Source organism: Stappia albiluteola, from assembly GCF_014050225.1.
Lineage (GTDB): Bacteria > Pseudomonadota > Alphaproteobacteria > Rhizobiales > Stappiaceae > Hongsoonwoonella > Hongsoonwoonella albiluteola.
This window is the reverse complement of the sequence record NZ_JACFXV010000029.1, coordinates 88,706-105,815: the sequence shown is the minus strand read 5'-3', so window position 1 is coordinate 105,815 and position 17,110 is coordinate 88,706. Positions and strand designations below refer to the sequence as shown.

The 17,110-nt window shown below is 62.1% G+C and carries 21 protein-coding genes; 13 read left to right on the top strand and 8 right to left on the bottom strand.

From position 1 onward, the window contains the following. Positions 1 to 7: 7 nt before the first annotated feature. The 3 genes from moaD (at position 8) to H2509_RS01385 (ending at position 2,235) form a co-directional block, all read left to right on the top strand. Entirely contained in the window at positions 8 to 259 is a 252-nt protein-coding gene (gene moaD / locus H2509_RS01395) for a molybdopterin converting factor subunit 1 (RefSeq protein ID WP_182161549.1), read from the top strand. Between the two features lie 17 nt (positions 260 to 276). Beyond that, a complete protein-coding gene (locus H2509_RS01390) occupies positions 277 to 771 on the top strand; it encodes a molybdenum cofactor biosynthesis protein MoaE (protein ID WP_182161546.1) in 495 nt (164 codons plus the stop codon). A 141-nt stretch (positions 772 to 912) separates the two neighbouring features. Further along, complete coding sequence (locus H2509_RS01385; RefSeq protein ID WP_209001729.1) at positions 913 to 2,235, top strand: multidrug effflux MFS transporter; 1,323 nt, start codon at positions 913 to 915, stop codon at positions 2,233 to 2,235. Positions 2,236 to 2,315: 80 nt separating this feature from the next. Here the strand turns inward: H2509_RS01385 and H2509_RS01380 are convergent, their stop codons facing one another. Further along, positions 2,316 to 3,218: a branched-chain amino acid aminotransferase gene (locus H2509_RS01380; protein WP_182161544.1), complete on the bottom strand. Its 903-nt coding sequence runs from the start codon at positions 3,216 to 3,218 to the stop codon at positions 2,316 to 2,318. A gap of 274 nt (positions 3,219 to 3,492) precedes the next feature. On the opposite strand from H2509_RS01380, the gene H2509_RS01375 reads away from it, so the two are divergent. From H2509_RS01375 to H2509_RS01365, 3 genes are all read left to right on the top strand, one after another. Next, positions 3,493 to 4,035, top strand: coding sequence for a MarR family winged helix-turn-helix transcriptional regulator (locus H2509_RS01375; RefSeq protein WP_182161542.1), 543 nt, complete (start codon positions 3,493 to 3,495; stop codon positions 4,033 to 4,035). 43 nt (positions 4,036 to 4,078) lie between these two features. Then, on the top strand, positions 4,079 to 4,771 hold the full coding sequence (locus H2509_RS01370) for a response regulator (protein WP_182161540.1): 693 nt from the start codon (positions 4,079 to 4,081) through the stop codon (positions 4,769 to 4,771). 137 nt (positions 4,772 to 4,908) lie between these two features. Continuing rightward, positions 4,909 to 6,201 (top strand): ATP-binding protein, encoded by a 1,293-nt coding sequence (locus tag H2509_RS01365; protein WP_235974589.1) that lies wholly within the window; start codon positions 4,909 to 4,911, stop codon positions 6,199 to 6,201. A gap of 10 nt (positions 6,202 to 6,211) precedes the next feature. Here H2509_RS01365 and H2509_RS01360 read toward each other — a convergent pair whose 3' ends face one another. Then, positions 6,212 to 6,658 carry a MarR family winged helix-turn-helix transcriptional regulator gene (locus H2509_RS01360; RefSeq protein WP_182161536.1) on the bottom strand — a complete coding sequence of 149 codons (447 nt, stop codon included), beginning with the start codon at positions 6,656 to 6,658 and terminating at the stop codon, positions 6,212 to 6,214. Between the two features lie 249 nt (positions 6,659 to 6,907). On the opposite strand from H2509_RS01360, the gene H2509_RS01355 reads away from it, so the two are divergent. Continuing rightward, positions 6,908 to 7,681 (top strand): VOC family protein, encoded by a 774-nt coding sequence (locus tag H2509_RS01355; RefSeq protein ID WP_182161534.1) that lies wholly within the window; start codon positions 6,908 to 6,910, stop codon positions 7,679 to 7,681. 67 nt (positions 7,682 to 7,748) lie between these two features. On the opposite strand, the gene H2509_RS01350 is transcribed toward H2509_RS01355, so the two are convergent. Beyond that, the gene (locus H2509_RS01350) at positions 7,749 to 8,129 is read right to left on the bottom strand and encodes a tautomerase family protein (RefSeq protein WP_182161532.1); all 381 of its coding nucleotides are present in this window, start codon (positions 8,127 to 8,129) and stop codon (positions 7,749 to 7,751) included. A 115-nt stretch (positions 8,130 to 8,244) separates the two neighbouring features. Between H2509_RS01350 and H2509_RS01345 the strand changes: the two genes are divergently transcribed. Continuing rightward, positions 8,245 to 9,120 (top strand): LysR family transcriptional regulator, encoded by an 876-nt coding sequence (locus H2509_RS01345; RefSeq protein WP_182161530.1) that lies wholly within the window; start codon positions 8,245 to 8,247, stop codon positions 9,118 to 9,120. On the opposite strand, the gene H2509_RS01340 is transcribed toward H2509_RS01345, so the two are convergent. The 5 genes from H2509_RS01340 to H2509_RS01320 all read right to left on the bottom strand — a co-directional run bounded on the left by H2509_RS01340 (position 9,117) and on the right by H2509_RS01320 (position 12,263). Further along, positions 9,117 to 9,461: a tRNA-binding protein gene (locus H2509_RS01340; protein WP_182161528.1), complete on the bottom strand. Its 345-nt coding sequence runs from the start codon at positions 9,459 to 9,461 to the stop codon at positions 9,117 to 9,119. The genes H2509_RS01345 and H2509_RS01340 overlap by 4 nt on opposite strands. A gap of 71 nt (positions 9,462 to 9,532) precedes the next feature. Further along, positions 9,533 to 10,210, bottom strand: a complete 678-nt coding sequence (locus tag H2509_RS01335) for a TetR/AcrR family transcriptional regulator (protein WP_182161526.1) — start codon at positions 10,208 to 10,210, stop codon at positions 9,533 to 9,535. Positions 10,211 to 10,313: 103 nt separating this feature from the next. Continuing rightward, the gene (gene proC, locus H2509_RS01330; RefSeq protein WP_182161524.1) at positions 10,314 to 11,132 is read right to left on the bottom strand and encodes a pyrroline-5-carboxylate reductase; all 819 of its coding nucleotides are present in this window, start codon (positions 11,130 to 11,132) and stop codon (positions 10,314 to 10,316) included. Then, positions 11,129 to 11,629, bottom strand: a complete 501-nt coding sequence (locus H2509_RS01325; protein WP_182161522.1) for a type III secretion system chaperone family protein — start codon at positions 11,627 to 11,629, stop codon at positions 11,129 to 11,131. The genes proC and H2509_RS01325 overlap by 4 nt, the downstream gene beginning before the upstream one ends. A 337-nt stretch (positions 11,630 to 11,966) precedes the next feature. Further along, positions 11,967 to 12,263 (bottom strand): accessory factor UbiK family protein, encoded by a 297-nt coding sequence (locus tag H2509_RS01320; RefSeq protein WP_182161520.1) that lies wholly within the window; start codon positions 12,261 to 12,263, stop codon positions 11,967 to 11,969. A gap of 183 nt (positions 12,264 to 12,446) precedes the next feature. Here H2509_RS01320 and lgt point away from each other — a divergent pair, with 183 nt between their 5' ends. The 5 genes from lgt to H2509_RS01295 all read left to right on the top strand — a co-directional run bounded on the left by lgt (position 12,447) and on the right by H2509_RS01295 (position 17,088). Further along, positions 12,447 to 13,283, top strand: a complete 837-nt coding sequence (lgt, locus tag H2509_RS01315) for a prolipoprotein diacylglyceryl transferase (RefSeq protein ID WP_182161518.1) — start codon at positions 12,447 to 12,449, stop codon at positions 13,281 to 13,283. Then, positions 13,280 to 14,383, top strand: a complete 1,104-nt coding sequence (locus H2509_RS01310) for a class I SAM-dependent methyltransferase (RefSeq protein ID WP_182161516.1) — start codon at positions 13,280 to 13,282, stop codon at positions 14,381 to 14,383. The genes lgt and H2509_RS01310 overlap by 4 nt, the downstream gene beginning before the upstream one ends. 74 nt (positions 14,384 to 14,457) lie before the next feature. After that, positions 14,458 to 15,228, top strand: a complete 771-nt coding sequence (gene pgeF / locus H2509_RS01305; protein WP_182161514.1) for a peptidoglycan editing factor PgeF — start codon at positions 14,458 to 14,460, stop codon at positions 15,226 to 15,228. 53 nt (positions 15,229 to 15,281) lie between these two features. Beyond that, positions 15,282 to 16,439, top strand: a complete 1,158-nt coding sequence (locus H2509_RS01300; RefSeq protein ID WP_182161512.1) for a M24 family metallopeptidase — start codon at positions 15,282 to 15,284, stop codon at positions 16,437 to 16,439. Positions 16,440 to 16,539: 100 nt separating this feature from the next. Further along, on the top strand, positions 16,540 to 17,088 hold the full coding sequence (locus H2509_RS01295) for a hypothetical protein (RefSeq protein ID WP_182161510.1): 549 nt from the start codon (positions 16,540 to 16,542) through the stop codon (positions 17,086 to 17,088). Positions 17,089 to 17,110 lie beyond the last annotated feature (22 nt).

Genomic DNA, 17,110 nt, shown 5'->3' with positions numbered 1-17,110 from the left:
AATGTTGATGAAGATCCGCTATTTCGCCTGGGTTCGAGAAAGGGTCGGCCTCGAGGAAGAAGAGATCGAGCTTCCCGCGGGCGTCGCCAGCGTCTCGGAGCTGATGGCGTGGCTTGCCGCCCGCGACGAAGGCTACGCCGCCGCATTCGCGGAGCCGGAAGTCATCCGCGTCGCGCTCGATCAGTTCCACGTCGAACATGAAGCCCCGCTCGGCGGCGCCTCCGAAGTGGCATTTTTCCCGCCGATGACCGGCGGCTGAAGCTCGCTGGAAACGCAATGGACAAGACCGCTCCAAAGCCCGACTACGATGCCGCGGTCAGCGTTCGCGTTCAGGCGGACGATTTCGACATCACGCGGGAAATCGCAACGCTGTCGGAAGGGCGAAGGGACGTTGGCGCGATCGTGACCTTCACCGGACTTTGCCGCGACGAGGATGGCCGGCTTTCCGCGCTTGAGCTTGAGCACTATCCGGGCATGGCGGAGGCTGAGATCGGCCGCATCGCGGAGGAAGCCGCCGCCCGCTGGCCGCTGACCGGCCTGACCGTCATCCACCGCTTCGGCAGGATCGCCCCCGGCGCCAATATCGTGCTGGTGGTTGCGGCATCCCGTCACCGGCGCGCCGCCTTCGAGGCAGCCGATTTCCTGATGGATTTCCTGAAGACCCGCGCCCCCTTCTGGAAGAAGGAACATCTGGCGGAAGGCGCGGAGTCCGGCTGGGTCGAAGCAAAAGCCGCCGATGACAGTGACGCCGCACGCTGGGTGAAGAACTAGAAATACATTCGCCCTAGCGAGGTCAGCCCAGGACTTGACGTTGCGTGCTTGCTGGCCAATTCTGCCAACCAAACGTTTTGCCCCTTCCCTGCATTCGAAGCCGCCGCGATCAGGCTGATTGCCGGCTTTTCAAGGTGTTTCATGTCGAATTCAACTTCGGGTGATACCGTCAGGGTCTCGCCGCACCCCGGCATGTCCTTTGCGGAATTCGTGGCGATGATCGCCGCGCTGATGGCGCTCAACGCGCTGGCGATAGACGTCATGCTGCCGGCGCTTCCCAACATCGGCGAGGCCTTCGACGTCGCGCTCGAGAACGACCGCCAGAAGGTGCTGATCGCCTATCTGGTTGGCTTCGGAGGAGCGCAACTCGTCTACGGCCCCTTTTCCGACCGCTTCGGACGGCGGCCGTTGCTGCTCGGCGGACTGGCGCTCTATTCCGCCGCAAGCGTCCTGTCGCTCGTCGCCGACAGTTTCGACCACCTGCTCCTGGCAAGGCTGCTGCAGGGCATCGGCTGCGCGGCTCCCCGCGTCGTAGCGCTGTCGATCGTGCGCGACTGCTATTCGGGCCGCCAGATGGGGCGCGTGATGTCGCTCGCCATGATGGTCTTCATGGCCATCCCCATCGTTGCGCCGTCGCTGGGACAGGTCTTGCTCTTCGTGGCCCCATGGCGGGCGATCTTCGGCATGCTGCTGCTGGGCGGCCTTGCCTGTTTCCTCTGGTGCTACATTCGCCTGCCCGAGACGCTTCCTCTAGGCCGGCGCACGCCGCTTCAACCCTCCGCGATCCTTGGCTCCTACCGGCAGGCCATCACGACGCGGGTCACCGTCGGATACATGGCTGCGACGGCACTGGTTTTTGGTGCCCTATTCGGTTTCATCGCCTCCGCACAGCAGATCTTTGTCGATGTGTTCAACCTTGGCGCCCTGTTTCCGCTGGTATTCGCCGGCGTTGCACTATGCATGTCGGCCGCCTCCTTCCTGAACTCCCGGCTTGTCGGACAAATCGGTATGCGCAGGCTTTCGCATGGCGCGCTGATTGCCTTCACGCTGATGGGCATTCTGCAAGTGTTACTCGCGGTGAGCGGCCTCGACAGCCTCCCAGCGTTTCTTGCGATCCTTTGCGTGACGATGTTCCTGTTCGGATTCATAGGGCCGAATTTCAACGCACTCGCGATGGAACCGGTCGGCCATATTGCGGGAACCGCGTCGTCAGTGCTCGGCTTCGGCACGACGCTCGGTGGCGCAATCATGGGCTTCTTCGTAGGACAGCAGTTCGACGGCACGATCGTGCCGATTGCGCTCGGCTACAGCACCTTCGGCCTCGCCGCAGTCCTAGTCGTGCTTCTGACCGAACGCGGGCGATTGTTTCATCCGATCGAAAGGACGTTCCAGCCCAGTCCCGCCCGGCCCGCTTGCCCGGCCGACGGCGGGCTTTCAAAAAATGCCGAAACACCGGGGCAATAACACCCGGTCCCGATAAACGACAAACTCCCGCATGGGATTACCAGTGCGGGCGTTCGTCAGTCAGTTGCAGCACTCCAGGCTCAACCGGCAGCCGCCACCCTGGGCGCGGCCTTCGGCTGCACTGCCGCCGTATAGTCTTCCATCAGGACGCGCGAAATCTCGCCAACCTGGAAATTGTGCGGTCCGATCTCCGACACTGGCGTAACTTCGGCGGCCGTACCGGTGAGGAAACACTGCTCGAAGCCCGAAAGCTCCTCCGGCATGATCGCCCGCTCGATCACCTCCAGGCCGCGCGCCCGGGCAAGGCCGATCACGGTGCGGCGTGTGATGCCGTCCAGGAAACAGTCAGGCGTCGGCGTATGAAGCTTGCCGTCCTTGACGAAGAAGACGTTGGCGCCTGTCGCTTCCGCCACCTGGCCCCGCCAGTCGAGCATCAGGGCATCCGCATAGCCCTTGCGCTCCGCGGCATGCTTGGACAGCGTGCAGATCATATAGAGACCCGCTGCCTTGGATTTGTAGGGAGCGGTACGCGGATCCGGCCGGCGGTAATCGGCCATGTCGAGGCGGATGCCCTTCAACCGCTCTTCAGGCTTGAAATAGCTCGGCCATTCCCAGGCGGCGATGGCCAGGTGAATGGTGTTGTGCTGGGCGGACACGCCCATCATCTCGCTGCCGCGCCAAGCGACGGGCCGGATATAGGCATCGACGAGATTATGGCGGCGAAGCAGTTCCTTCGTCGCGGCGTTGATCACCTCGGCGCTGTAGGGAATTTCGAACCCAAGCACGTCGGCGGACATATGCAGACGCTCGGTATGTTCTTCCAGCTTGAACACCTCGCCGCCATACGCCCTTTCGCCCTCGAAGACACTGCTGGCATAGTGCAGGCCATGAGTAAGCACATGAACCTTCGCGTCCTTCCAGGGAATGAATACGCCGTCGAACCAGATTTCGCCGTCGCGCTGATCAAAAGGCACCGCAGCCATAATGTTTCAACTCCACATGCAGGGAGGCCTGCACCATCCCTTTGCGCCAAAACGCCATATCTTCCGGAGGCAGAATTCCAACCGCAGATAGCGCGGTCTTCACGTTCCGGCATTTTTGCAACATGGCGAAACTGTCGATATCTTATCGCACCCGCAAATCGCGGCGGCCGCTGGAAAACGGGAGAAACGTCATGTTGCCTAAATCCCAGGCAAAGCGTTCAATCCTTTCTCCAAAGGCACTGTATCAGTAACAATCGATCAGAAATATGTCAATATGGCTGACGTAAATTTCAAACCGGCTCCGATGAGCAGTCTGCGGCCCGACGCCGGAGCGTCCGATGCCGGAGGCGGCGAACCGCCTGCGCCACCTTACGACCTGATCGAATTGTTGTTTTTCGCCTATCGCGACTTCACATCCGATCCCGATACGGTGTTGTCGGAATACGGTTTCGGCCGCGCGCATCACCGTGTTCTCCATTTCGTGAACCGGAATCCCGGAATGCGGGTGACCGACCTCCTGGCGATCCTCAAGATTACCAAGCAGAGCCTTGGCCGCGTGCTCAAGCAACTGGTGGATGAAGGCTTTGTCATGCAGGAACCGGGACCGGTGGATCGCAGGGAACGTCTGCTCTTCGCCACGCCGAAGGGGATGGAACTGGCCCGGCGTCTCACCGACCTGCAGAGCCGGCGTATCGCACGCGCTCTTGCCGCGCTGCCGGAGGAAAGTGCTGCCGTCGCCAGGCAGTTTCTTTATGAAATGATCGATGTAGACCAGCGCAAGGACGTGCTACGGCTGATCGCAGGCGAGCGACGCTGAGCTCCGCCCGGCGTGAATACGACTTCAAGAAGGGCACCGAGCCATGGCGCAGCCGGACGACAACGCCTCCCATCTCCTGCTCGTGGACGACGACAAGCGCATCCGCGACCTGCTCAGCCGTTTCCTCGCCGAACAGGGCTACCGGGTGACGACGGCGGCCGACGCTGCGGAAGCGCGCCGGCGGATGGAGGGGCTTTCCTTCGACATGCTGATCCTCGACATCATGATGCCGGGCGAAAGCGGGCTGGAGCTTGCACGTAACATTCGCTCAGGTTCCGATGTACCGGTCATCATGCTAACGGCACGTTCGGAAACCGACGATCGTATTGCCGGACTTGAGGCGGGCGCCGATGATTATTTGCCCAAGCCCTTCGAACCGCGAGAATTGCTGCTGCGTATCGCCGCAATCCTGCGCCGCCGGGCCCAGACCAAGGCCGGTCCGCCGCCGGAAATCCGTTTCGGCCCATTCGTCTTCGACAGCGCACGCGGTGACCTGAAGCGCGGCAGCGACACCATTCGGCTCACGGACCGGGAAAAGCAGATTCTGACGCTTTTTGCCGAAAAGCCCGGCGACACGATTGCCCGCAACGAGATCGTCGGTGACGACAGCGGGCTGGCCGAGCGCACGGTCGACGTCCAGATCAACCGTTTGCGCCGCAAGATCGAGGCCGACCCGAGCAATCCGATCTACCTGCAGACCGTGCGCGGCATCGGCTACCGACTGATATGCGACTGATCCGGACGCCCTTCCCGTCCATTCCTCGTCCTCTTCGACAACTGGGAGAGCGGCTTTGGCATTCTCGGGCCTTGACGCAGGCCTGGGATGCGGCGGCAACTCCATACCGCTATGTCGCCGGCCATCTGCGCCGCTTCATGCCGAAGGGGCTGTTTACCCGCGCGCTTCTCATCATCGTCATCCCGATGGTGATCCTTCAGGGCGTCCTTGCCTTTCTGTTCATGGAAAAGCACTACGACCTGGTCACCCGGCGGCTCGCCCAGGCTGTGATCCGCGAAGTCGCGACAATCATTTCGGTCATAGAGACCTATCCGCAGGACGCGGATTTCCGATCGATTACCGATATCGCTGCCAACGATCTCGGCCTTTCCATCGCGGTCTTGCCACTGGAGCCGCTACCGCCGCCACGGCCCAAACCTTTCTTCGACTTTGTCGACCAGGTGCTCTCCAACGAGATCCGCACACAGATCAGCCGGCCTTTCTGGATCGATACGGTGGGCCGTTCGAGCTACGTGGAGATCCGAATTCAGCTCAAGGAGCACGTGTTGCGGGTCATCGCCCGCCGCAGCCAGACCTACGCTTCAAACTCCCACATCTTCATCGTCTGGATGGTGACAACCTCACTGGTGCTGCTGGTGATCGCGCTGATCTTCCTGCGCAACCAAATTAAGCCGATCGAACAACTCGCCAATGCGGCGGAAAGCTTCGGCAAGGGGCGGCCGATCGACGACTTCCGCCCGAGGGGAGCGCTGGAGGTGCGCCGCGCGGCTCAGGCCTTCATCGAGATGCGCCGGCGCATCGAGCGCCAGATCGAGCAACGCACGACGATGCTGGCAGGCGTCAGCCACGACTTGCGCACTATCCTCACCCGTTTCCGCCTGCAACTGGCGCTTTTCGGCGACAGCGAGGAAACGGCGGCGCTCAAGAGCGACGTCGACGACATGAACCACATGCTGGAGGACTATCTGGCTTTTGCGCGAGGCGACGGCGACGAACAGGCCAGACCCGCCGACCTCAGCCTGATGTTCGAGGATCTGGAAGCGGAAGCCGAGATCGCCGGCGCCGAAGTCTCTTCCGCGCTCATCGGCGAAACGACGGTGGTCGTGAAGCCAATTGCCTTCAAGCGCTGCCTGACCAACCTCGTGACCAATGCCGCCCGCTATGCCGGGACCGTCCGCATCGAAGGGCGCAACGCGGAGCGCTGGCTGACGATCACGGTGGAAGATGACGGGCCGGGCATTCCACCCGAAGAACGGGAGAATGTCTTCCGCCCCTTCTACAGGCTCGACGCGGCACGCTCGCGGGAAGCCGGCGGCAGCGGGCTGGGACTGGCAATCGCTCGCGACATCGCGCGGGCGCATGGCGGAGATATTCTCCTCGACGACAGTCCCCTCGGCGGCCTGCGAGCGAAGGTGCGACTGCCTTCCTGATCGACAAACGTCAGGAAATGGCCTTCAGATCCCGCCGTAAACTGTCGCCATTGCCATTCGGCAACCGCGCTTCGATCTCGGCATGGCTGCGTCGCCAGGCCGGAACGGCGGCGGCAAGCACCTCCTCCCCTTCCGCCGTCAATTTCATACGGCGGATGCGCCTGTCCTTCTCGTCGCCGAAGACGATGACAAGGCCCCGTCGCTGCAACGGTTTTAAGGCCGCAGTCAACGTGGTGCGATCCATGGCCAGCAGTTCGGCGACCGAACCCATTGCGGGCGGTTCGGGCCGGTTCAGGGACATCAGCAACGAGTATTGGCCATTGGTGAGGCCGAATGGCTTCAGCGCTTCGTCAAAACGACGGGCAAGCGCTCTCGCGGCGCGCTGCACGGCGAGGCAGAGACACGTATCCCGCACTTCCAGTGTCGTCTGAAACGGGACGGGTTTCGCCTTTGACATGCCCAAATAATGTTGATATCAACGTAATTGTCAAGGTTACAGCCAGGAGCGTTTGGCGCTGATGGCATTTTTTTTGCGCGTCGGCACCTGCCGACATCTCACGGGCGCATTTATCGCCCCGAATTGAAGAATAACCAGAATATCGCGCAGGAGGGACAGGTTGCCAACAAGGCTAAATACTCCAGCGTAATCAAATATTTCACGATGGGGAGCTGCAACAAGGCGGCCCCCATACCGGGAGGCAGAATAATGGCAATGACTCACGGCAGTTTCGTCTGGTACGAGCTGATGACCACCGATACGGCGGCGGCCGAACGCTTCTACACCTCCGTCATTGGCTGGAGCGCCAAGGACGCCGGCATGCCAGGCATGAATTACACGCTGCTTTCGGCCGGCGATGCGCAGATTGCGGGTCTCATGGCGCAGCCTGAGGAAGTGCGTGCTTCGGGCGCTCCTCCTGCCTGGCTCGGCTATATCCTCGTCGATGACGTGGATGGCTGCGCCTCCGAAATCGCCACTAAGGGCGGCAAGGTGCACCGCCAGCCCGATGACATTCCGGGCGTAGGGCGGTTTGCCGTCGTTGCCGACCCACATGGCGCGATCTTTTGCCTGTTCAAGGGAAGGGGCGAGCCGCCGGCGGACCGCCCTGCTCCGGGCACGCCGGGCACCCCCGGTTGGCACGAATTGATGGCTGGCGACGGCGAACAGGCCTTCGCCTTCTATTCCGACATCTTCGGATGGACCAAGGCGGACGCCATGGATATGGGCCCGATGGGCATCTACCAGATCTTCGCAATCGACGGCGTACCCGCCGGCGGCATCATGACCAAGCCGGAGCAGGTGCCTGTTCCGAATTGGGGCTACTATTTCAACGTCGAAGCCATCGACGCGGCAATCGAACGCGTGAACGCCGGTGGGGGCCAGATCATCAATGGCCCGATGGAAGTGCCGGGCGGCAGCTGGATCGTGCAGGGCTTCGATCCGCAGGGAGGCTATTTCTGCCTCGTCGCGCCTAAACGATAAATCCGCGGCAGCGGCGAAGGATAAATGCCGCCGGCCTCGCCAGCGGCATTTTTCAATACGCAAGGATTCAGGCGTATTGCGCGTCGCCATATCCGAAGGACCAGTTCTCCTTCACAACCTCCACGAGATTGAGGAAGACATCCTCCGGCCGAACCCCCGGATTTTCGGCCAGCCTTTCGACAATCCGCTTGTAAAGCGCCTGTTTGGTGGCCGCATCGCGCGTATTGTTGACGGTGAGCTGAATGAGAAGTAGGTCCTCCGATCGCTCGATATCCATATAGTTCCAGCCGATCGCCATGTTCTCGCTGTCGTGCTCGTGGATCACCATGAACTGGTCGTCCGCAGGCACCACGAATGTCTCGCGCATTGCGTGATAGAGATTGTCCATCACCGCCTTCTTGAATTCCGCCGATTTTCCGCGACGCATGGAAATCCTGGTCAATGGCATCTTCTGTCTCCTTGATCTGTTCGGAAGATTTCCTTCCGCATCGGTGGACTGATCGTAGGAGTGCCTTTATCATCTACAAAACGAATTTAACTGATTTCAAAAATCAGGAATCGTGATGGTGCACACGCCAACCCTGGACATCGACCTGCTCCGCACCTTCGTGGCGACTGCCGACGCCACCGGCTTCACTGCGGCAGGGCAAACGATTGGCGCGAGCCAATCGGCAATCAGCATGCGGATCCGCAAGCTCGAAGACCGGCTCGGCCAGAGATTGATGGACCGCGATCCACGCTCCGTCAGGCTGACGTCCTTTGGCGCAAGTTTCCTGGAAGATGCGAGACTGGTCCTCGATGTGCACGATCGAGCCGCACGGCGCGCCTCGTCACCCGATGCCCGTCAGCAATTTTCGCTTGCCGTCAGCGACCACGCGGCAGGGGCGCTCCTTCCCGCGCTCATCGCCGGATTGCAACGGTCCTGCCCCGAAATCCGCTACTCGGTCACCGTATGCAGTTCGGATCAGGCGTCCCAGGCTTTCCGGAACGGCGAGGTCGATGCGGCGATTTCCCGACGCGATTCTCCACAATCCAGCGGCTTCGTGCTCTTCCGGGACCAGCTCATCTGGTTGGCGGCGAAAGACTTCATCCTCGATCCCGACCAACCCTTGCCCTTCCTGTCCTATTCCGCCCATTGCAGCGTGCGAAAGCAGGCGATCAAGGCGTTGGAAGCAGCCGGTATTTCCTGGATAGATGCCTTCACCGGTACGGGCGTTGCCGCCGTCCAGGCAGCCGCGACCGCCGGCCTCGGCGTAGCCTGCCTCGATGCGCGCAACCTGCCTTCGGGATGCCGGATACTCGGTCCAGACCACGGCCTGCCGCCCCTGCCCTCGAACGACATGCTCCTGCATTGCAGAACCGCCAGCGAATACGAAGCGCCCGTCAGAGCGATCCGCGAAACGTTCGGAAAGATCGGCAGGAAGCCAATCGGCGCCTAATACATCCGCCCGCCGATCGGCACGTCCTTGTCAGGCGTGAGCAGCACCACTTCGCCGTCCTTATCCGGCGCGCCGAGGGTGAGCACCTCCGACATAACCGGACCGATCTGGCGCGGCGGGAAATTGACGACGGCGAGCACCAGACGGCCGATCAATTCCTCCGGCGAATAGTGCCTGGTGATCTGTGCTGAAGATTTCTTGAGGCCGATCTCGGGACCGAAATCGATCATCAGCTTGATCGCCGGCTTGCGCGCCTCGGGAAAGGGAGCCGCCTCGACAATCCGGCCAACCCGGATATCCACTTTCAGGAAATCATCGAAGGAAATCGTGTCGGACGGCATCAAGGAACTCCACTGCGCAATAAGGGAGCTCCAAGAAAGCCGAAGACCCGGCCGGATTCAACCTCGCTGCTTCAAATCCCGGCCCCCGCGATCTCTCCCTCGTCGCCAGGTGCGTCCGGCGCCCGGCGACGACCGCGCCGACCGGTAAACTTCTCGGCGAGCGGGCGGACAAGTTTCTCAAGCCGGCCCATGCGGCCCAGCCAGTCGGCGCCGCGCGTCAGTTCCCGATCAACCGCCGCCATGGTGCGGGCGAGCCCGGGATCGTCGTCCTCCAGCCAGGTGTCCAGGATGCGCGCGAAGGCGACGACCAGCCCCTGCACCATCATCCGGCCGCGCAGACCTCTCGGCTCGATACCGGCTGCCGTGAGCATCCAGCGCATCGAGGTAGCGGCAACCGGATTGATCTCAAGCGCCAACATCGGATCGCGACGCACAGCCGCCTTCAGCGCCCGAACTGAAGCCTTGTAGGGAGCCATATGATCGAGCCGGCTGAGAATGACGTCGAACAGCCGGTCCTTTGCCGGTTCCTCGGCCATCGAGGCATCGACGGCGTCGAGCACCTGCTGATCGACATTGCTGAGAAGTGCCGCAAGCAAGGAAATACGCGTGGGAAATTCAGCACGCATGGCGGAAAGGGAAACGCCCGCATCAGTGGCCGCCCGCGCCGGACTGGCCGCCTCCCAGCCTTCCTCGCCAAGTATGGTGGCAAAGGCCTGGACGATCTTCTGCCTCGTCTTTTGAGCGACCATGGCAAACTCCCGCATTCTTCGCTTGTCTTATTGGAAGATAAGGCGAAATCGCGATATTTCGAGATGCGGGACTGCGGCAAAAAGACTTTTCGATACAGACCGCTCAGCCAGCGAGTTCGCGCGAACGCCGCGTGGCGGCGGCAACCGCCTTCTCCATCAGGGCACCCAAGCCGTCGGGCGCCATCAGAACGGAGAGAGCAGCCGCCGTCGTACCGTTCGGTGAAGTGACGTTTTCACGCAAGGTGCCGGCATCGAGTTCCGACTGGTGCAGGAGTTCACCGGCGCCCACCACTGTCTGGCGCGCAATCACGCGGGCGAGTTCAGCCGGCAGACCCGCCTTGACGCCAGCCGCGGCCAGCGCCTCGACCAGATGGAAGACATAGGCGGGACCGGAACCGCTTACAGCGGTGACCGCGTCCATCTGGTCCTCGGCATCCGCCCACGCGACCATGCCGATCGCCGACAACAGCAAGTCGACTTCCCTGCGCTGTTCGTCCACAACCTTGTCATTGGCATAGGCGACACTCATACCGCGTCCGACCTGCGCCGGCGTATTCGGCATGACACGGACGATCGGCACGTCGCCGAAAGCGCTTCCGAGCGTTGCCACGGTTGTGCCCGCGGCAATCGACAGCACAAGCGTATCGGGGAGGACGGAAGGCGTCAGTGTCGGCAGCACCCTTTCCATCAGCTGAGGCTTGATTGCAAGAAGCAGGATACCCGGCTTGCACGAAGCCGACAGCGCTGTTTCGTGACCGATGCCGTGCCGCGCCAGCAGATCCGACATCTCGGGGGCGGGCTTCGGGTCGACCACAACGATCGACCTGGGATCGGCTCCGCGTTTCACCCAGCCTTCCAGCATGGCGCCGCCCATCTTGCCGGCACCGATCAACGCCAGCGGACGCTCCGCAGTCTGGGTCATGCCTCGCCTGCAGTCTCGAACAATACGGTATCGACCGCTTCAACGGCGGTCTTGCCGGCCCAGACGACGAACTGGAAAGCCTGATAGTAGCGCTCGCAAGCATCCAGGGCGTTGCTCAGAAGTCCTTCGATCTGCCCTGACGTCGCCTCGGCGCCCCCGGCAAGCAGCAGCGACTGGCGGAAGATCACCACCCCTTCGCGACTCCACAAGTCGAAATGCCCCATCCAGAGCTGCTCGTTGACAAGAGCCAAAAGCCGCGTGATCTCCGTCTTGCGCGGATCGGGAACCTTGAGATCGAAGGCGCAGGCAAGATGCAGGGCTTCCAGCTCTTCCATCCAGGAAAAGGAGATATGGTAGTCGCACCAGTGGCCCGCGACGGAGATGGTGATCTCGTCCTCGCCCGAGCGCTCGAACGACCAGTCGTTGATCGCCGCGATATGCTCGATCGTATCGACAGGGTTGCCGGGTTGCTCGTAATCGGCGTCGATGAGGCTCATGATCGTTCCTCTCGTCTTGGGAGCGCGGGATCTTTCATCGACCGGCCTCGCAACCCTGGTTCGGTCCACGTGATACGGCACCTGCAGCAAGTCAGGCGCATCGCGATGAGGAAGCTTTTGACTGCCCGAACATCGATCGAACGCGAATCCTTGTGTGGATTCAATATACAGCCATAAGCGGCCGTAACGTAGGATCACATTTTCAAGACGACCGTGAAAATTGTGGATGGTTTTATGGCATGTTTTGGAAAAAGCAACTGAAAGTGCCGAGCAGCGGAAATATTTTCTCCGCCGCACAATCGCGGGCACTTGAAAAAGGAACGTCGATTAACCGCGACTAACCGCCGAGGTTTTCGTCTTTTTTTCTTGATCCTGCGCTTTTCTTCTCGGCGAGCTTCGCTTCGAGTTCATTTACCCGCGCTTCCAGCGCCTCGATCCGATCGAGCGCGCGCACGGCAATATCCTTCACGACATCGTGCTCTTCGCGTTTCACAAGGTCCATGTCGGCGAGGAAACGCTCGGCCTGTGCCCGGAAAGCGGTTTCGACTTCACGCCTTGCCCCTTGCGCGACGCTGGCGGCGTCGGTCATCAGCTTGGCGAAATCGTCGAGGATGCGGTTCGTTCCCTGGGTCATGGTCCTTCTCCGTAGGGCGGCGCAGATACAGGCCGCAGCGCGAGCCCGTCGGAATTTTCGAACAGTCTCTAGCTTATATGATAGCGCAGGCAACCCCGCTTCAAGCGCTTGCGGCGGGAAAACCGTGCGAATATCAGGAACACGGCCAATCGGCCGTCCCAAGAGTCCAGCCGGGAGCCATCGATGCCGTTTCTCGCCCTGCCCTTCCCAGCCATCGATCCGGTGCTGGTCGAGTTCGGGCCATTCGCGATCCGCTGGTATGCGCTTGCCTATATCGCCGGCATCCTGCTGGCGTGGCGCCTGATGCGCCGCGAAGTCGCCGACGAACGGCTGTGGAACGGAATGGCGCGTCCCCAACCTGTCGACATCGATGATTTCGTTCTTTGGGCGACGCTCGGGATCATCCTCGGCGGACGGCTCGGCTATGTGCTCTTCTACGATCCCGTCTATTTTCTCAACAATCCGACAGATGTATTGAAAGTCTGGACCGGCGGCATGTCCTTCCATGGCGGCTTTCTGGGCACCGTCCTGGCGATGGTGCTGTTTGCCCGCATGCGCGGGCTGTCGGTGCTGACCTTCTTCGATCTTGCGGGAACGGTGGCGCCGATCGGATTGTTCTTCGGCCGCATCGCGAATTTCATCAATGGCGAGCTCTGGGGACGGCCAAGCGACGTGCCCTGGGCAATCGCCTTCCCGACGGGCGGGCCGGAGCCGCGCCATCCCAGCCAGCTCTATGAAGCTGCACTCGAGGGAGTGGTGCTGTTTCTCCTTATCCGCCTCGCGGTTACCCGCTTCTCCACGCTGCAGCGCCCCGGCTTGACGGCTGGCCTTTTCGCCGCCGGCTATGGAGCGGCCCGCACCATTGCCGAGTTCTTCCGCATGCCCGATGTCCAGATCGGGTATCTCTATGGCGGGCTGACCATGGGCATGCTGCTTTCCGCGCCGATGATCCTTGCAGGACTTGCGCTCGCGCTGTGGGCCGTGCGCCGAAAACCGGCAAGCGGACCGAACCCGTCATGACCGGCAGCGTCCAGGAGACGGCGCTCGGACGCCGGCTTGCCGAGCGCATCGCGTCGCTTGGTCCGATCTCCATCGCCGACTACATGGCCGCCTGTCTCGGCGATCCAGATCACGGCTACTACATGACGGCCGAGCCGTTCGGCGCCTCGGGCGACTTCATTACCGCCCCCGAAATCAGTCAGCTCTTCGGAGAACTCATCGGCGGCTTTCTCGTCCATGCCTGGCGCCTTGCCGGCCGGCCTTCCCCCTTCCACCTTGTGGAACTGGGGCCGGGACGCGGCACGCTGATGGCGGATGCCTTGCGCGTCGCACGCCTCGATCCGCAATTCATCAGGGCGGCACGACTGCACCTCGTCGAAACGAGCCGGCGACTGCGCGACATCCAGGCGGCGACGCTGGCCAACGCACCTCTCGAACCGGCGTTTGCCGACCATTTGGACTCAGTGCCCGAAGACGCGCCGCTGTTTCTGGTCGCCAACGAGTTTTTCGACGCCCTGCCGATCCGCCAATATGTGCTTGCGGGAGGCGAGTGGCGGGAAAGAATGATCGGCCTCGATGACGACGGTCGTTTCGCATTCGGCCTCGGCCCGACGGGACTGGCAGCCGCCGACGTGCCGGAAACAGCCAAAGGCGCGCCGGAAGGCAGCATTCTCGAAACCCAGCCAGCCGCCAATGCGATCGCGGAGGCTATTGGAGCGCGCATCACGGCTTCGGGCGGCGTCGGGCTCGTTATCGACTACGGATACGAGACGGGCGGGCCGGGCGATACGCTGCAGGCGCTCTACCGGCACAAGCCGCTCTCCGTGCTGGAAAAGGCTGGCGAGGCCGACCTCACCGCACATGTCAATTTCGACACGCTCGGCCGCTCCTTCCGGCAAGGCGGCGCAACCGTCCACGGCCCGACGACGCAGGGCAATTTCCTGCTCGATCTGGGTTTGCTCGAACGCGCGGGCCAGCTCGGCACGGGCAAATCCGCAGAGGTGCAGGAACGTATTCGTGGCGAGGTGGAGCGGCTTGCAGCGCCGCAGGCGATGGGCGACCTTTTCAAGGTACTCGCGATTTCGTCAGGCGGATTCGCCTTGCCGCCGTTTGACAGGTGAAGCGCGGGGTTGCACGATCCCTTCCCTCCCCCCGAGAGGATTTGGGGGTGAACGGATTCGCTCGGAGTGGTGGAATGATCGAGGCGCCCGACCTTGCAGCGATCCCTGGCATCGCGCATGGCTATTTCACACGGCAGGGCGGCATATCGCAGGGCATCTACGGCAGCCTGAACATCGGACTTGGTTCCGACGACGACCGCGCTGCAGTGCTTGAGAACCGCCGCCGGATTGCCGGCAAGCTGAGCGCATCGCCGGAGCGGTTGGTTTCCCCGCATCAATTCCATTCCGCCGAGGTGACTATCGCCGATGATGCATGGGCGCCGGGCAGCGGGCCGAAGGCCGACGCCCTGGTGACGGCCAAGCCCGGGCTGGCGCTGGGAATATCGACGGCGGATTGCGGCCCCGTCCTCTTCTGCGATCCGGAAGCGCGGGTGATCGGCGCCGCCCATGCCGGATGGCGCGGCGCGCTTCACGGTGTGCTGGAGGCGACGCTTGCAGCAATGGAATCGCTTGGCGCGCGAAATGATCGCGTTACCGCAGTACTTGGGCCGACGATTTCCGCAAGCGCCTACGAAGTCGGCGGCGAATTCGTCGACCGGTTCCTTTCGCAAGATCAGGGAAGCGATCGATACTTTTCGCCGTCCGAACGCACCGGACATGCGATGTTCGATCTGCCGGCCTATATTGTCGGGCGCTTGCGCACCGCAGGTGTGAAGAAGGCAGGCAATCTCGACCTTTGCACCTACGGCGACGAGGAACGGTTCTTTTCCTATCGCCGCGCAACACATCGCGGCGAAGCCGATTACGGCCGGCTGATGTCGGCCATCGTGCTGAAGGACGATTGAGCGGAGCCGGGTCGATTCGGCGCGAAGGCCCGCGCATTTCAGGGGATACGGCGATGGCGCTGCATTTTACCCGCGAAGAATATGCTTCCCGACTGACGTCGCTTTGCGCCCTCATGGCGGATGAGGGCCTCGATGCCATGCTGCTTTTCGCTCAGGAAAGCATGTATTGGCTGACGGGATACGACAGCTTCGGCTTCTGCTTCTTCCAGTGCATGGTGGTGACGCGCGACGGGCGGGTGGTATTGCTGACCCGTTCCGCCGACCTGCGCCAGGCAAGGCACACCTCGATCGTCTCGGACATCCGGATCTGGGTCGACCGCGGCGGGGCATCGCCGACCGGCCAGCTGCGCGACCTGCTGTTCGAGATGGACCTTCTGGGCAGCCGCCTCGGCGTGGAATACGACACGCACGGTCTGACGGCAAAACTCGGCCGGGAGCTGGACCAAACGCTCCATTCCTTCGCCGATCTTGACGATGCCTCCTCCCTCGTCCCGCTGCTACGCTCGGTAAAGAGCCCGGCGGAAATCGCCTATGTGCGCGAGGCCGCTCGCCTTGCCGACGCGGCCTACGAGGCAGGCTTCGCCGAAATAAAGGCGGGCGCAGACGAAGGCCGGGTGCTCGCCGCCATGCAGGGCGCGATCTTCGAAGGAGGCGGCGACTATCCGGGCAACGAGTTCATCATCGGCTCCGGGCGGGATGCCCTCCTTTGCCGCTACAAGTCCGGCCGCAGGCAGTTCAGTGCCCAGGATCAGGTCACGCTGGAATTTGCCGGCGTCTATCGGCACTACCACTCGGCACTTATGCGCACGGTCGTCATCGGCGAGCCGACGCCGCAACACGTCGCCTTGCATGATGCGGCTCACGCAGCCTTGCAGGCGATCGAGGACACCATGGTGCAGGGTAATACTTTCGGCGATCTTTTCGATGCCCATGCGCGCGCGATCGACGACCGGGGCTTCCTCGCACACAGGCTCAATGCCTGCGGCTATTCGCTGGGCGCCCGCTTCACGCCAAGCTGGATGGACTGGCCCATGGCCTATCATGCCAATCCGGCCGAGATCGTCCCGAACATGGTGATATTCATGCACATGATCCTGATGGATTCGGAGAGCGGAACCGCCATGTCCCTGGGCCACACCTATCTGACGAGCGAGGGGGCGCCAGAACGGCTATCCAAACTCTCTCTCGACCTGCCTGTAAAGGCGGGATAAACGAACATCTGCCAGCATCCCGGCAACCTCCGGCCCGTGGAGCACATTCGGGTTCCGGGCAAGTGTGGCGATGACAGAAATGAGTGACCGGCGAGACACCATGATCCGATTGACCGACAGCAAAAGATCTTCAGACTGCTCCCGCCGCTTTATCCCACTCGTTTTTTCCCTGTCCTCGGCCCTGTTGGTGGCGGCCTGCGCCAACGATACGACACCTCCGGGCAAGATCGTCAGTCAAACCGCGGCCACTCGCGGCGCCGTCATCTCCACGCCGCCCACGGTCGCGCCCGACAAGATTTCCTACGCCTTCGAGCCCTTTACCGGGGCACCGGGCAATATAGCCGATGAACTGTCCGGCTATCTCGGCAATGAAGCTCATGCCCAGGGGCTAACGCTTGTGCGCCGCATCGGCGCCCCGGCCACCTACCGCATCAATGGCTATCTGTCGGCGACCGGTGACAGTTCCTCGATCACGCTGTTCTACGTTTTCGATGTGGTCGACAATGCCGGCAACCGCGTCCATCGCATCGTCGGACAGGAAAGCGCTCCGGGTTCGGCCGGCGACCCATGGTCCGGCATCGATTCCGAGACGCTGCGCCGCACGGCGCAGCGTGCTATCGCATCGCTGCGTGCCTGGGCCTATCGGTAACACCGCCTTCCGTTTCAACGGT